The sequence below is a fragment of the Bradyrhizobium sp. SZCCT0153 genome (assembly GCF_018129995.1).
GTDB lineage: Bacteria > Pseudomonadota > Alphaproteobacteria > Rhizobiales > Xanthobacteraceae > Bradyrhizobium > Bradyrhizobium japonicum_G.
This window is the reverse complement of sequence record NZ_JAFCKS010000010.1, coordinates 17,694-31,317: the sequence shown is the minus strand read 5'-3', so window position 1 is coordinate 31,317 and position 13,624 is coordinate 17,694. Positions and strand designations below refer to the sequence as shown.

12 protein-coding genes are annotated in these 13,624 nt (G+C 65.0%); 4 read left to right on the top strand and 8 right to left on the bottom strand.

Features of this window, described 5'->3' with window-relative positions; all coding sequences use genetic code 11:
* The first annotated feature begins 43 nt into the window (after positions 1 to 43).
* A complete protein-coding gene (locus JQ572_RS30525; RefSeq protein WP_211386538.1) occupies positions 44 to 910 on the top strand; it encodes a DUF3280 domain-containing protein in 867 nt (288 codons plus the stop codon).
* A 2-nt stretch (positions 911 to 912) separates the two neighbouring features.
* On the opposite strand, the gene JQ572_RS30520 is transcribed toward JQ572_RS30525, so the two are convergent.
* From JQ572_RS30520 to JQ572_RS30510, 3 genes are read right to left on the bottom strand one after another with little or no spacing between them, the layout of a single operon-like run.
* Entirely contained in the window at positions 913 to 1,944 is a 1,032-nt protein-coding gene (locus tag JQ572_RS30520) for an L-idonate 5-dehydrogenase (protein ID WP_211386537.1), read from the bottom strand.
* 26 nt (positions 1,945 to 1,970) lie between these two features.
* Positions 1,971 to 2,738, bottom strand: a complete 768-nt coding sequence (locus JQ572_RS30515) for an SDR family oxidoreductase (protein WP_211386536.1) — start codon at positions 2,736 to 2,738, stop codon at positions 1,971 to 1,973.
* Between the two features lie 13 nt (positions 2,739 to 2,751).
* Positions 2,752 to 3,951 carry a mandelate racemase/muconate lactonizing enzyme family protein gene (locus JQ572_RS30510; protein WP_211386535.1) on the bottom strand — a complete coding sequence of 400 codons (1,200 nt, stop codon included), beginning with the start codon at positions 3,949 to 3,951 and terminating at the stop codon, positions 2,752 to 2,754.
* Between the two features lie 177 nt (positions 3,952 to 4,128).
* On the opposite strand from JQ572_RS30510, the gene JQ572_RS30505 reads away from it, so the two are divergent.
* Both JQ572_RS30505 and JQ572_RS30500 read left to right on the top strand, forming a co-directional pair.
* Positions 4,129 to 4,893, top strand: a complete 765-nt coding sequence (locus tag JQ572_RS30505) for a GntR family transcriptional regulator (protein ID WP_211386534.1) — start codon at positions 4,129 to 4,131, stop codon at positions 4,891 to 4,893.
* 25 nt (positions 4,894 to 4,918) lie between these two features.
* A complete protein-coding gene (locus tag JQ572_RS30500) occupies positions 4,919 to 6,283 on the top strand; it encodes an MFS transporter (RefSeq protein WP_211386533.1) in 1,365 nt (454 codons plus the stop codon).
* A 68-nt stretch (positions 6,284 to 6,351) separates the two neighbouring features.
* On the opposite strand, the gene JQ572_RS30495 is transcribed toward JQ572_RS30500, so the two are convergent.
* The 5 genes from JQ572_RS30495 to JQ572_RS30475 all read right to left on the bottom strand — a co-directional run bounded on the left by JQ572_RS30495 (position 6,352) and on the right by JQ572_RS30475 (position 12,242).
* Complete coding sequence (locus tag JQ572_RS30495) at positions 6,352 to 6,588, bottom strand: hypothetical protein (RefSeq protein ID WP_211386532.1); 237 nt, start codon at positions 6,586 to 6,588, stop codon at positions 6,352 to 6,354.
* A gap of 98 nt (positions 6,589 to 6,686) precedes the next feature.
* A complete protein-coding gene (locus tag JQ572_RS30490; protein WP_211386531.1) occupies positions 6,687 to 7,937 on the bottom strand; it encodes an arsenic transporter in 1,251 nt (416 codons plus the stop codon).
* A gap of 24 nt (positions 7,938 to 7,961) precedes the next feature.
* Positions 7,962 to 9,248 carry an MFS transporter gene (locus JQ572_RS30485; RefSeq protein WP_211386530.1) on the bottom strand — a complete coding sequence of 429 codons (1,287 nt, stop codon included), beginning with the start codon at positions 9,246 to 9,248 and terminating at the stop codon, positions 7,962 to 7,964.
* 64 nt (positions 9,249 to 9,312) lie between these two features.
* A complete protein-coding gene (locus tag JQ572_RS30480; RefSeq protein ID WP_211386529.1) occupies positions 9,313 to 9,753 on the bottom strand; it encodes an EamA family transporter in 441 nt (146 codons plus the stop codon).
* A gap of 11 nt (positions 9,754 to 9,764) precedes the next feature.
* Positions 9,765 to 12,242, bottom strand: coding sequence for a PAS domain-containing hybrid sensor histidine kinase/response regulator (locus tag JQ572_RS30475; RefSeq protein ID WP_211386528.1), 2,478 nt, complete (start codon positions 12,240 to 12,242; stop codon positions 9,765 to 9,767).
* A gap of 214 nt (positions 12,243 to 12,456) precedes the next feature.
* Between JQ572_RS30475 and JQ572_RS30470 the strand changes: the two genes are divergently transcribed.
* On the top strand, positions 12,457 to 13,527 hold the full coding sequence (locus tag JQ572_RS30470; protein ID WP_211386527.1) for a zinc-binding metallopeptidase family protein: 1,071 nt from the start codon (positions 12,457 to 12,459) through the stop codon (positions 13,525 to 13,527).
* Positions 13,528 to 13,624 lie beyond the last annotated feature (97 nt).

The window sequence follows — 13,624 nt, the reverse complement described above, 5'->3', positions numbered from 1 at the left end:
CTGCCGTCCAGATTGCGGCCACTCCGTCGCACGAGGCCCGCTCATGTACCGCTGCCGGTTGATCCTCTCTGCTTTCCTCATCTACGTCCTCCCCACGGCGTATTCGGCGGCCGACGCCGGGGACGCCATCGGCGTTGCAATGGACGACTTCAGCTATACCGATACGTCGGCCGAGCCGGCGAACCAGACCGCCGCCCACGAGCGAAGGCTGTCAGCCTTCATGGCCGCGCTCAGGCGGGATATCGGCGCAGACGGCCGCTACCGGCCAGTGCCGTCGGCGCAGGACGGTGCGGCATTCAAGGTCATCGGCGGCATCCAGAAGACGAGCACGCTGGTGCAGTGGGCCAAGGTCGCCGTGATCGACGTCGGCGCCAGGAAGGTCGTGATGGACAAGCTCTACACCTTCCGCGGCGACAACGATGAATCATGGGAGCGCGCCGGGATGTTCGTGTCTCGCGAGGTCATGGCCGCACTTGCCACGCCCGCGCCGGTCGCGCTGGCCGTGTTCGAATTCGAGCTCGAGGACACAACCGCTGCTTCGGCGGGCGCGTCGGCCACGTCGGATACGTCATACCTGGCCGAAGTCACCGGCAGTGTCCGTGACGCCCTTGGTCAATCCGGTCGCTACCGCATCGTCGACGTCAGCGGCGAGGCAGTGAAGGCGCGTGCCTTGCGCGACTGTGGCGGCTGCGAGGCCGCGATCGCACGAAAGCTTGGCGCGGATCAGTCGCTGATCGGGGTGGTACGGCGGGTCAGCCGCACCGAATACACGCTCGGCTTCCAGGTCCGCGATGCCAGAACCGGTGCGGTGCTGGCACGCGGCGACAGCGGCCTGCGCCTGGGCGCGGATTATTCCTGGAAACGGGGCGCCGTGAGGTTGGTCAGCGACCGGTTGATCGAGAGCCGGTAGCTCTAGAACGTCAACTGCACCTTCATCGACTGCGACCTGTCGCTGGCGAGCTCGAACGCAGCGACTGCGTTCTCGAACGGCATGGTCGCCGTGATCAGCGGCTTCACGTCGATCAGGCCTTCGCCCATCAGCCGCACCGCAAGCTCGAACTCGGGGTCGAAGCGGAAAGTACCGCGGAGCTGCAATTCCTTGGCGACGATGGAGTTGATCGGCAGCGTCATCTCGCCGCCGAGGCCGAGCTGCACGAGGGTGGCGCCGGGCCTGAGCACGTCGAGTGCGGTGCGGAGCGCCGCCTGGTTGCCGGAAGCCTCGAACAGCGTGTCGAATACCCCCTTGCCGGCGCGCCAGGGATCGAGCGCGGTGGCATTGGTCGCGACATTGATGGCGTGCGTGGCGCCGAGCTTCCTTGCGACCGCGAGCGGCGCATCGGCGACATCGGTCACAACGATCTCGGCGGCGCCGCCGAACCGCGACACCAGGATCATCAGCGCACCGATCGGGCCGCAGCCGGTGATGAGCACGCGCTTGCCGAGCAGGGGACCGGCCTGCTTGCCGGCATGCAGGCACACCGCGAGCGGCTCGGCCACGGCCGCCTCCGCCAGTGAGAGCTTGTCCGCGATCGGCACGGCCTGCGTGGCATCGACCGTGATGAACTCACGAAAGCCGCCTTGCACGTGGGGAAAGCGCATCGCGCTGCCGAGGAACCGCATGTCGAGGCACTGGTTGCGCATGCCTTCCTGGCAATGCAGGCACTGGCCACACGGTTTGCTCGGATTGACCGCGACCCGGGTACCCGGCTTCAGTGCAGTGACATCGTCGCCGACCGCCGCGACCACGCCCGCGATCTCGTGGCCCAGCGCCATCGGCTGCTGGATGCGCACGACGCCGAAGCCGCCGTGGTGATAGTAATGCAGGTCGGAGCCGCAGATGCCGCCATTGGCGATCTTGACGCGGACTTCTCTCGGCCCGGGGGCGGGATCGGGGTAGCTGTCGATCCGCAGATCCTTCGGTGCGTGAATGACGACGGCGCGCATGGCTCGTTCCTTTAGCGGTTCGCGGGTCACATCGCGGCGATCATGCCGCCATCGACATAGATGATCTGGCCGTTGACATAGGTCGAGGCGTCCGACGCGAGGAAGATCGCGGCGCCCACCAGTTCGTCCGGCTTGCCCCAGCGCTTGGAGGGAATGCGACCCATCAGCCAATTGTTGAAGTCGGTGTTGTTGACCAGTGCCTCGTTCATGTCGGTCAGCATGTAGCCGGGTCCGATCGCATTGGCTGTGATGCCGTGCTGGGCCCATTCCACCGCCATCGAGCGGGTGAGGTTCTTGATGCCGCCCTTGGCCGCGGTGTAGGGCGCAATCGTCGGGCGCGCGAGCTCGCTGCCGAGCGAGCCGATATTGATGATCTTGCCGTGCTTGCGCGGGATCATGCGCTTGGCGGCTTCGCGGCCGATCACGAAGGCGCTGGTGAGGTTGGTCTCGATCACCTTGCGCCATTCGTCGGTGGTGAATTCCACCAGCGGCTTGCGATGCTGGATGCCGGCATTGTTGACGAGGATGTCGACCGCAATGCCCTTTTTGTCGAAATTGTCGAACGCCGCGACGATCGCGGGCTCATCGGTGACGTTGAACGCGGCGCCTTCGGCCTGGTGGCCGGCGGCACGAAACTCGGCGACGGCCTGCTCGACGCGCATGGGATCGACGCCATTGACGATGACCTTGGCGCCGGCCTTGGCCATGCCTTCGGCAATGGCGCGGCCGAGGCCGCGGGAGGAGCCGGTCACGAGCGCGGTACGGCCGGTAAGATCGAAGAGGGCGGTGCTCATCTCAAGAAAATCCTCAGACGTTGGAACGGCGCACGGTCAAATCGGAGCGGTCGAATACGGCGGGCAGAAGGTCGACGCCGAGGCCCGGTCCTTCCATCGGATAAACAAATCCATCCTTGATCGTGGGCATGGTGGTGACGAGCTCATTATACCAGCCCTTGTAGAAGGCGCGCACCGATTCCTGGATCAGCGTGTTGGGCTGGCTGAACGACATGTGGATGGCGGCGATGAAGCCGATCGGGCCGATGCAATCGTGCGGCGCGAAGGGCCGGTGATAGGTTTCGGCCATCGCCGCGATCTTGCGGCCTTCGGTGAGGCCGCCGGTCCAGCACAGATCCGCCATCACCACATGCATGGCATCGCGGTCGAGCATGTCCTTGTAGGGGAAGCGCGAGCCCAGAGTCTCGCTGGCGCAGACCCAGACGTCAGTGGAGCGGGCATATTCGGCCAGCGCCTGTGGCGAGTTCATGCGGATCGGATCTTCGTACCAGGTCGGCTTGTAGGGCTCGAGCGCTCGCGCGATCTGCTTGGCGGTCGGCAGGTTCCAGAGCGAATGGAGCTCGACCATGATCTCCATCTTGTCGCCGACCGCTTTTCGGATCTTCTCGAACGGTTCGATCGCCTGCTTCATCTGCGCGGCGGTAATGTAGAGACCCTTGTTCTCCTGGGCCGCCGGATCGAACGGCCAGATCTTCATCGCGGAGATGCCGCTCTCCAGAAGGTTTTCGGCGAGCGCGCCGGCGTGGTGCATGAAGCCGTCGAGATCCTCATAGGGACCTTTGGACGCGCCGAGATTCCAATTCGCGACCGGGCTGATATTGGTGGAGCGGACATATTGTGTGCCGGCACAAGTGTTGTAGATGCGCTGCTTGTCGCGGCAGAGGCCGCCGAGCATCTGGTGTACCGGCTGATTGCAAACCTTGCCGAACAGATCCCACAGCGCGATGTCGATCGCGGAGGCCGCGCGATATTCGACGCCGGTCGAGGACTGCGCCATCGGCAGGTTCAGCATGTCGCGGTGGATGGCTTCGATGTGAAGCGGATTGCGGCCGAGCAGGCGACCGGCAAAGGTGTCGTGGATCTGCGCTTCGACCGCGCCTGCACCATAGAAGGTTTCGCCGAGACCGATCACGCCCGTGTCGGTATGGACGCGCACCCAGATGACGTTGGAGAATTCCTCGGTACGCAGCGTCTCGATCGACGTGATCTTCACGGCAATTGTCCTCCCATCACAGGCGCCTCGCGCCCGTCGTCTCATTTCGCACTGCAGCATGCCGCAGATCGCGCGGAAGTCTTACGCCTGCTTGTAATATATCACAACATGTTTTAAGGGTCCGAGAAACAAGGCGCCATCCAGCAACGAGAGCGCGGGTTGACGGGAGAGAACGACATGGCACGGCGCAAGCGCGCACTCGAGGTGGTGAAGAACGACGATGGCGAGGGCAAGCCCTCGCGGCGCAATCGGCTCAACTTCTTCGAGCTGGCCTATCAGAAGATCGAAGAGCTGCTCGTTCACTGCGAGCTCAAGCCCGGACAATTCATGACGATGCTGGAATTGCAGCATATCACCGGCTTCGGTCGTACCCCGGTGCATCACGCCGTCAATCGTCTCTCCGCCGATACATTGATCATCATCCGTCCGCGACACGGCCTGCACATCGCGCCGATCGATCTGGCGCGTGAGCGCATGCTGCTGGCCTTGCGCCGCGACATGGAGCGCTTCGTGATCCGGCTTGCGGCCGATCGCGCCAGCCTCTCTCACCGCAATCAGGCACTGCACATCGAGCGTCTCCTGCGCGAGCGCCGCTCCACCCTGACCCTCGACGAATTCAACAATATCGACCGCCGCATCGACGCGCTGGTGCTGGAGGCGGCGGGCGAGCCGTTTCTGGTCCATACGCTGCGGCCGCTGCACACGCTGTACCGGCGCATCGGCTACATCCACCACCGTTTCATGCCGGGACAGGCCGAACTGTCAGGCACGATCGATCACCATCTCGCCATTCTCGCCGCGGTCGCCAGCCGCCGCGTCGAGGATGCGGTTAAGGCGAGCGATGCCCTGATCGACTACATGGGCGAGATGTTCAACGGCATGGAGGCGGGAATCGACCCACGCCTGCTCGATTGCAGCATCGAGCCGCTGCTCGGCACGTAAAAGAGTTTTGAAGAAAGGACCAGACATGTCGACGATGGCGATGCCACAACCGACCGCGAGCGAAGCCGCGGTCCGCTACCTCATCACGAACTACAGTCCCAAGGGCAACAAGGTCGGCTGGCTGATGATGGCCTCGATCCTGGTCGAAGCCTGGGACCTGTATTCGATCGCCTTCGTGCTGATCTTCATCAAGGAACAGTACAATCCGGATCCGCTGATGCTGGGCCTTGCCGCCGCCGGTACGCAGGGAGGCGCCATGATCGGTGCGCTGCTCGGCGGCTGGCTGTCCGACAAGATCGGCCGCCGCGTCATGTTCCTGGTGACGATGGTGATGTTCATCGTGCTGGCGCTGGCGCAGGCCTTCGTGCCGAACGTCACCTGGCTCATCGTGATCCGGTTCCTGCTCGGCGTTCCGCTCGGCTCGGATATCTCGACCGGCTACACTTACATCATGGAATCCATGGCCAAGGGCGAGCGCGAGGTCATGGGCAATCGCTGGCAGTTCATGTTCGCCGTCGGTGAAGTCCTCACCATCGGCGTCATCGTCATCTTCCTGCTGCTCGACATCCACCACGAGACGCTGTGGCGGGTGACGCTCGGCCTCGGCGCGCTGCCGGCGCTGATCATCCTGATCATGCGGCACGACGTGCCGGAGACGGCGGTGTGGCTGGTGCAGAAGGGACGCTACCGCGAGGCCAAGCAGGTCGCGCGCGAGATGTTCAATGACGATCTCGCCATGCTGCCGGACCATGACGTCGAGGTGCCCAAGGTCTCCACCCGCGCGTTCCTCGCCGACCTCAAGAAGGATCCGATCCGCTGGCGTGCCACGATCTACGGCTGGATCGCCTGCTTCGCGCAAGCCAGCGAGTTCTCGACCTTCGCGTTCTATCTGCCGGTGCTCTTCGTCATGGTCGGCGTGTCGAGCGTGCTCGGCATCAATCTGGTGACGATGGCGCTATTCTCCTTCGCCGCCGTGTCGGGCTGGGTCGGTCCGCTGCTGACGCCGAAGATCGGCCACCGCGGCATCTCGATCGCGGGCTTCTCGATCGTGCTGGTCTCGCTGCTGGTCGCGGCCTTCGCGCTCTACACCGACAACAAGATCCTGCTGCCGTTCGCGGCGGCCGCCATGCTGTGGGGCCATTATTGGGACGCCTCGAACTGCATGACGATCCCGACCATGGTCGCCAAGCCGCAATATCGCGGCACCGCCAGCGGCTTCGCCTACATGTTCGTGAAGCTGCCGTCGTTCCTGGCGATCTTCCTGTTCCCGTCGCTGTTCGCGGCGATCGGGCAGGCCAACGCCACGCTGTTCGTCGCGATCTTCCCGCTGATCGGATTGCTCGCGGCGATCTTCATCCTGCCGGAAGTCTACGGCTACGAGAACGACTGAGGATCGGCGACCCGGTCGCGGCTGTCACGGCCGCGATCGGGCGTTGCCTCGGAGAGCCGCGCGAACAGCTATGGGCTCAGGAAGATGGGATCGATCCAGGTCCCAAGACTGAGCAAGCCGATCGCCTGAAGCTGGGCGCTGTGAAGGTCGATTTCCACGATCGCGAACAGGGCCAGCAGCACCGCCGCGGAGAAGATCAACAGCGGGTGGGATGTCTCCGCCCGGCCTCGGTCAGGTGCGGTGAAGCTCTGAAACGAGCGGCGCAGGGAAAAACTTTGCAGCAATGTCTTCGACTGAATCTGCATGATGGACCTCCTTACCGCGCCATATCGTGTCTGCGCGGCAAGCTGAAGCATAAGTCCGCCGCTACCGGCGACATTGATGCGCCGCAAATTGTGCGCGATTACCGGATCGCAACAGCGAGCGCCGCGATCAGGGCCGGCGGCGTCACCAGCAGGCCGAGCTTGAGAAACGGCCAGGCGCCGACCTCGATCTTCTCCCGCCGCAGCGCGACCAGCCACAGGATGGTGGCGAGCGATCCTGTAACGGACAGGTTCGGCCCGAGATCGACGCCAATCAGGATCGCGCTGACGACAGGCGCGGGCAGGTGGTCGCTGGCGGCCACTGAGCCTGCAACGAGACCGACGGGAAGATTGTTGGCGATGTTGTCGGCAATCGCGGTGGCGATGCCAACGCTCCAGGCTGCTTGCGTCACGGATTGACCGACTGCCTGATGCAGCAGCGAACTGAGCTGCCCGATCACGCCGGTCTTGATCAGCGCTTCTACCATCACGAAGAGCCCGCCGACCAGCGGCAGCACGCTCCACGAAACGCCGCGCAGCACGGGCAGCGGCGATTGCCGGCTGATCAGCAGCACGATCGCTGCCGTCGCCACGCCGCAGATGAAGGTCGGCAGGCCCAGTTGCCTGTCGAGCGCGGAGGCCGTGACCAGCACGACGCCGATCGCAACGATGCCGACTGCGGTCAGCTTGCCGCCGCGGCCGAGCTTTGGATGCGGCACGCTGCGCGCGATGGTCTCTTCCTTCAGCGCGCGGTGCTGGGTCAGGCGCAGCACGACATAGGTCAGCACGATGGAGGCCGCGGAGGGCAGGGCGAACAGGCGCAGCCATTCGGTGAGCGCAGGCATGCGCGCGCCGAACACGACGAGATTGGCCGGATTGGAGATCGGCAGCACGAAGCTCGCTGCATTGGCGATGAAGGCGCAGACGAACAGATAAGGCAGCGGCTTTGCCCCGGCCGCGCGCGTCGCTGCATACACGGCGGGCGTCAGCACGATCGCGGTGGCATCGTTGGACAGCAGCACGGTGACGAGCGTGCCGACGAGATAGATCAGCAGGAACAGGCGCCGTGGAGAGCCGGCCGCATATTCGACCGCAAGCGCTGCAAGATAATCGAACAGGCCCTCGAGCCGGGCCAACTCGGCGATCAGCATCATGCCGATCAGGAAGAGATAGACGTCGACGCCCTTCTCGATGCCGATCACCGCATCCTGCCACGGCAGCAAGCCGAGCAGCACGAGGGCGCCAGCGCCGATGACGGCCCAGACCGCCTCCGGCAGGCGAAAAGGCCGGATGATGACGCCTGCGGTCGCAGCGACGATGATGCTCCAGGCCCAGATGGCGTCAGACGGCACGTTCAGTCCTCGAAATGGGATGTCTCACTCGGCAGCGATAGCGGAAGCCGTCGCCGCTGTCTTCCCTTTCGGACGCGCACCACCATCTGCGATTTGCCGCGTCTCGGGCAGGACGACAAAGCAGACGACGGCGCCGATCGCGGCGACCGCGCCGAGCGTGAGGAACGCCGCGCCATAACCCGCGCCGACCACGACGAGACCGGCCAGCGTCGTCGACAGCGCAGCGCCGATGCTCTGGGCGGTGATCACAGCACCTTGCGCGACGTTGAAGCGGCCGGTGTCGCGCATGAGGTCGGCGACGATCACGGGGAAGATCGCGCCGAAGATGCCGGCGCCGACGCCATCGAGAAGCTGCACGCCGACCAGCCAGAACGGATTGTCCGAGAGCGTGTAGAGCACTCCACGAAGCGGCAGGATCAACAGCGCGGCGAGGAAGAAACGCTTGTGGCCCCAGCGATCGGCCCGGGCTCCGACCAGCATCGCGAACGGCACCATCACCAATTGTGCGGCGACGATGCAGGCCGACATCAGGCTGGTGCCCATGTTCTTGTCCTGGAGCGCGAGTTTTTGTCCGACCAGCGGCAGCATGGCCGCGTTGGACAGATGGAAGAGCAGGACGCAGATCGCGAAGACGAGCAGGGGGCGACAGGTCAGGAGCACCGCGAAGCCCGAGGGTCGGTCGGGCCGGCTGTCGTCAGCATCGGCATCGTGGAGCCCGCGCGCAAGGTCGTGGTCGATGGCGCGTTCGGGGATCGCCAGAATGCTCAAAAGGCTCGCGATCGCCATGGCGCCGAGAAGGTAGAACACGACGGTCGGGCCGAACCAGTAGGCGGAGAGCCCGGCAAGCCCCGCCGCGACCGCATTGCCGGCGTGATTGAACGTCTCGTTGCGGCCGATCCGCCGGGTGAAGGCGGCGGGGCCGAAGATGCCGAGCGAGACGGCCGCAATCGACGGCGGAAAGATCACGGCGGCGGCCTGCGCGATCCCTTGCGACAATGCAACGGGTAGAAAGGCCGGAAATATCGGCAGCGACAGCGAGGCGAGCGTCACCATGACGGCGGCGATGACCATCACCAGCCGCTTGGCGCGCGTCGCATCGATCAGCGCGCCGGCCGGGGTCTGCGCCAAGATTCCGGCGATGGTCGCGATCGACATCACGAGCCCGATGCGGGCCTCGTCCCAGTGCTGCTCGGTGAGCAGATAGACGGCGAGATACGGCCCAAGCCCGTCGCGGACGTCGGCGAGGAAGAAGTTGGCCGCATCCAGTGCGCAGCCGGCACGCCTTGCCTGATCGGGGTTTGAGCTCGACATCGGTCCTCGATCGAGGCTGGAAGGGTCCCGGCAGAAACCGCTCTCGCAGCCGCTTTGTTCCGCCTTAAAACTTTACAGCCAGCAACACCGCGCCGGCGCCGATCATGGCGATGCCGACCCAGCCTTGGGCGGACGGACGCTCGCCGAGAAAGGCGAAGGCGAAGAGAGCGACCAGCACGACGCTGAGCTTGTCGATCGGCGCCACCAGCGTCGCGGGCCCGAGCTTCAGCGCGCGGAAATAGCACAGCCACGACGCGCCGGTCGCGAGCCCCGACAGCACCAGGAACAGCCACGTTTTCGATGAGACCGCCGACGGCACCGCGAATTGTCCGGTGAAGAACAGCAGAATCGAGAAGGCGAGCAGCACGACGATGGTGCGGATGAAGGTCGCCAGATCCGGATTGATGTTCTCGACGCCGACCTTGGCGAAGATCGCAGTCAGCGCGGCGAAGCAGGCGGACAGCAGCGCCCAGGTCTGCCAGGCGGAGAGGAGAGCGGGTTTCATGAGGATATCTCTTAGCGCGTCACCGACAGCTTCTCGGCGATCGCCTTGCGCAAAATGCGCGACAACGACTCGACCGAATAGGGCTTCTGGATTAGCTCGAAGCCGCGATGGGCGTTCTCGGCGAGCACGTTGCTGTAGCCGGAGGTGAGCACGACGGGCAGGCCCGGATAGCGCTCGCGGATTATACCGGCGAGCTCGACGCCGTTCATGCCGGGCATGATGACGTCGGAGAACACGAGATCGACGGCGAATTCGTTCTCGCCCAGGATCGCCAGCGCCGCGTTGGCGTTGGCGACGCGGCGGACGACGTAGCCGAGGTCTTCCAGGAGCTCGGTGGAGAAGCGGCCGACCTCGTCGTCGTCCTCCACCACGAGCACGCGATAGCCGCGCCCTGTGGCCGCGGCCTCATAGGTCAGCGCCGCAGCTTCCTTGTCCGTGGCGGGGCTTTGCGCCTGCGGCAGATAGATGGTGAAGGTCGCGCCTTCACCTTGCGTGCTCGTCACGGTGATGTCGCCCTCGGACTGCTTTGCGAAGCCGAAGGCCTGGCTGAGGCCGAGGCCCGTTCCCTTGCCGACCTCCTTGGTGGTGAAGAACGGCTCGAAGATGGCCTCGATGTTCTCGGGCGCGATGCCGCTGCCGGTGTCGGCGACCGAGATCGCGACATAATCGCCGCCGCGCGCCGATTGCGCGCGCAGGCTCGGAATCCCGACGACCTTGCGCACGGCGATGGTGAGGCGGCCTTCGCCGTCCATGGCGTCGCGGGCGTTGATGGCAAGGTTGATCAGCGCGGTCTCGAACTGGGCGACGTCGGCGACGGTGAAGCAGTCGGCATCGTGAACCTCCACCGCGATCTCGATGCGGCCGCCGACCAGCGGCCGAACCAGTTGCGCCACGCCCTCGACCTGGGTGCCGACGTTGAAGATCTGCGGTTTCAGCGGCTGCCGGCGTGCAAACGCCAGCAGCTGTGCGGTCAGCTTGGAGGCGCGCTCGACGGTGTCGGAGATGGCGTCGACATAGCGGCGGCGGCGCTCCTCCGGAAGCTCGCGGCGGCGCAGGAAATCGGTGGCCGAGCGGATGATGGTGAGCAGATTGTTGAAGTCGTGCGCGACGCCGCCGGTGAGCTGGCCGATCGCCTCCATCTTCTGCGACTGCCGCAGCGCTTCCTCGCCGCGGCGGCGGTCCGTGATGTCGACGGCCTCCGGCACCGCGCCGGTGATGTTGCCGTGACGGTCGAGCACGGGGCGCATGCCGAACTCGAAGTCGCGCTCGCCGATGGGAAGGCGCAGGCGCATCTCCAGCCGCACCGCTTCGCCTTTGAGCACGGTATCGAAGGCCTCGCGCACCAGCGCGCTCATGCCCTCCGTCGCGCTGAACCAGGGGGTCTGCCACAACGGCTGTCCGATCACGTCCGACGAGCTTGCCTTGATGCCGTCCAGCGCTGTCTTGTTGGCGTAAAGCACTTCGCCCCTGAGATTGACGAGGCCTTGATACTGGTTGCTGGTCTCCAGGATCGCGCGCAGCCGGGCCTCGTTGGATTCGAGTTCCGCGGTGCGCTCGACGATGCGTTCTTCCAGCGTCTCGTTGAGCTGGCGGAGCTCGATCTCGGCCTGCTTGGCCACCGTGATGTCGTGGGCAACGCCGATGAAGCCGATATGCCTGCCGGTCGGGTCCCAGCGCGGCTGCGATTCCGAGCGCAGCCAGCGCCATTCGCCGTCGGCGTTCTTGTAGCGGGCTTCCAGCACGAAGGGCTTGAGCGAAGCTTCACCCTGGACCGACTGCTGCAGCACATGCGGAAGGTCGTCCGGATGCAGCACCTTGCGCCAGTCGAAGACGATGGCCTGGTCGTAGGGCAGGCCGACGAAGTCGACATAGGCCTGGTTGGCGAAGGAGCGTGTGCGGTCGAGTTTCGTGACCCAGATCGGCACCGGGGCGCTGTCGGCAATCAGCCGGAAACGCTCCTCGCTCTCGCGCAGGGTCTCGCGCGCGAGCGCCTGGGCGGTCACGTCGATATGGGCGCCCACGAGCCGGATCGCGCGGCCGTCACGGTCGCGCTCCAGCTTGGCGACTACGCGGATCCAGCGGGTCTCGCCGTCGCTGGGACGGATGATGCGGTATTCGGCCGTGTAGTCCTCGCTGGTGCCGGACAGCGCAGCGAGGAAATGCTTCACCGCAGCGTCGCGGTCGTCGGGATGGATGCGATTGATCCAGTCCTCGTGGGACTCGTCGGCGGCTTCCGGCGGCAGGCCGTGGAGGATCAGATATTCCGGCGAGCGGCGGTTCTTGAAACCCTCGCGGAAATCGACTTCGAGGCCGCCGACCTTGCCGATGCGCTGGATGCGCGCCAGCTCCGCCTCGCGCTCCTGGAGTGCGCGATAGGCGTTGTCGCGCTCGCGCGCGATTTCTTCGAGGTGCTGGCGCAGCCTCTCGGCTGCGGCGGTCTCGGGCAAAGGATCGTTCAAGGTGTCGGCCGTTGTGATGCGTGAGCGCACGTGCCGGGCCGATATTCACACAGACAAAGCGTGATAGCCATTGTTTAGAGCGGACATTGCAGGGAAAGCCGCCACCGGACGCAGCGTGGTGGTATGAACGAACGCCGGCTCTGGCTATTTGTTCCGAAGATTGGAACGATGGCATCTGCGGGCGCGTATCTGCCAGGCGCGACGACGCGCATTGATAAAACTCCCCTTCGGATGAGGCTAAATCTTGAAGCTTTTTGTCTGCCAGGCCTGCGGCAATGTCCTCTATTTCGAGAACCGTGCCTGCGAACGCTGCGGCCACCGGATCGCCTTCCTGCCGGAGAAGGAGACGATGTCGGCAATCGAGCCCGACGGTGAGGCCTGGAAGACGCTGGCCGACAAGGGCGCAAGCCGCGTGCTGTGCCGCAACGCCGAGTACGATGCCTGCAACTGGCTGACGGATGTGGGCGACGCCACCGGTTATTGCCGCGCCTGCCGCCATAACGGCATCGTGCCGGATCTGTCCGACCCGGCGCAACTCGCCGGCTGGCGCGAGCTGGAGGTGGCAAAACAACGCCTGTTCTATTCCCTGATCCGCTGGAAGCTGCCGCTGCAGACCCGGAAGGACGATCCCGAGCATGGCCTGATCTTCAACTTCCTCGCCGACGACCCGAACAGCGGGCAGAAGGTCCTGACCGGCCACGACAACGGCCTGATCACGATCGCGCTGACCGAGGCCGACGGCATCGAGCGCGAGCGGCGCAGGCTGGAGATGGGCGAGCCGTACCGGACGCTGCTCGGGCACTTCCGCCACGAGGTCGGGCACTATTTCTGGGACGTGCTGGTGAGCGAGGGCGGCAAGCTGGAAGAATGCCGCGCGGTGTTCGGCGACGATTCCGTCGATTACGGCCAGGCCCTGCAGCGCCACTACGCCGAGGGGGCGCCGCCCGACTGGCAGCAGAACTACGTCTCGGCCTATGCGACCACGCACCCCTGGGAGGACTTCGCCGAGACCTGGGCGCACTATCTGCACATCGTCGACACCCTGGAGATGGCCTCCGAGTTTGGCATGGAGGTCCGCCCCAAGGTCGACCGCGACGGGGAGTTGACGACCCGTATCCGTTTCAACCCTTACGAGGCCAGGGACGTCGAGGCGCTGGTCAACGCATGGCTGCCCTTCACGTTCGCCATGAACAGCGTCAACCGCGCCATGGGGCTGCGCGACCTCTATCCCTTCATCCTGTCGCCGGCCGTCGTCGCCAAACTCGGCTTCATCCAGGGCCTGGTCCGGGACGTCGCCAAGGCCAAAAAGGCGTAGGTGCGGGCGCAGGCGCAGGCGTCCTGGAGGCTCGGAAAGGCCATTTCGGTCTTGTGCTGGTACGCCAGAAGGCCCGGATTTAGACCGTTGCCTCCTG

Excerpts from the sequence above, each read along its gene's own strand:
- JQ572_RS30525 (WP_211386538.1), top strand. The coding sequence starts at position 44 with ATGTACCGCTGCCGGTTGATCCTCTCTGCTTTCCTCATCTACGTCCTC.
- JQ572_RS30520 (WP_211386537.1), bottom strand. The coding sequence starts at position 1,944 with ATGCGCGCCGTCGTCATTCACGCACCGAAGGATCTGCGGATCGACAGC.
- JQ572_RS30515 (WP_211386536.1), bottom strand. The coding sequence starts at position 2,738 with ATGAGCACCGCCCTCTTCGATCTTACCGGCCGTACCGCGCTCGTGACC.
- JQ572_RS30505 (WP_211386534.1), top strand. The coding sequence starts at position 4,129 with ATGGCACGGCGCAAGCGCGCACTCGAGGTGGTGAAGAACGACGATGGC.
- JQ572_RS30500 (WP_211386533.1), top strand. The coding sequence starts at position 4,919 with ATGTCGACGATGGCGATGCCACAACCGACCGCGAGCGAAGCCGCGGTC.
- JQ572_RS30495 (WP_211386532.1), bottom strand. The coding sequence starts at position 6,588 with ATGCAGATTCAGTCGAAGACATTGCTGCAAAGTTTTTCCCTGCGCCGC.
- JQ572_RS30485 (WP_211386530.1), bottom strand. The coding sequence starts at position 9,248 with ATGTCGAGCTCAAACCCCGATCAGGCAAGGCGTGCCGGCTGCGCACTG.
- JQ572_RS30480 (WP_211386529.1), bottom strand. The coding sequence starts at position 9,753 with ATGAAACCCGCTCTCCTCTCCGCCTGGCAGACCTGGGCGCTGCTGTCC.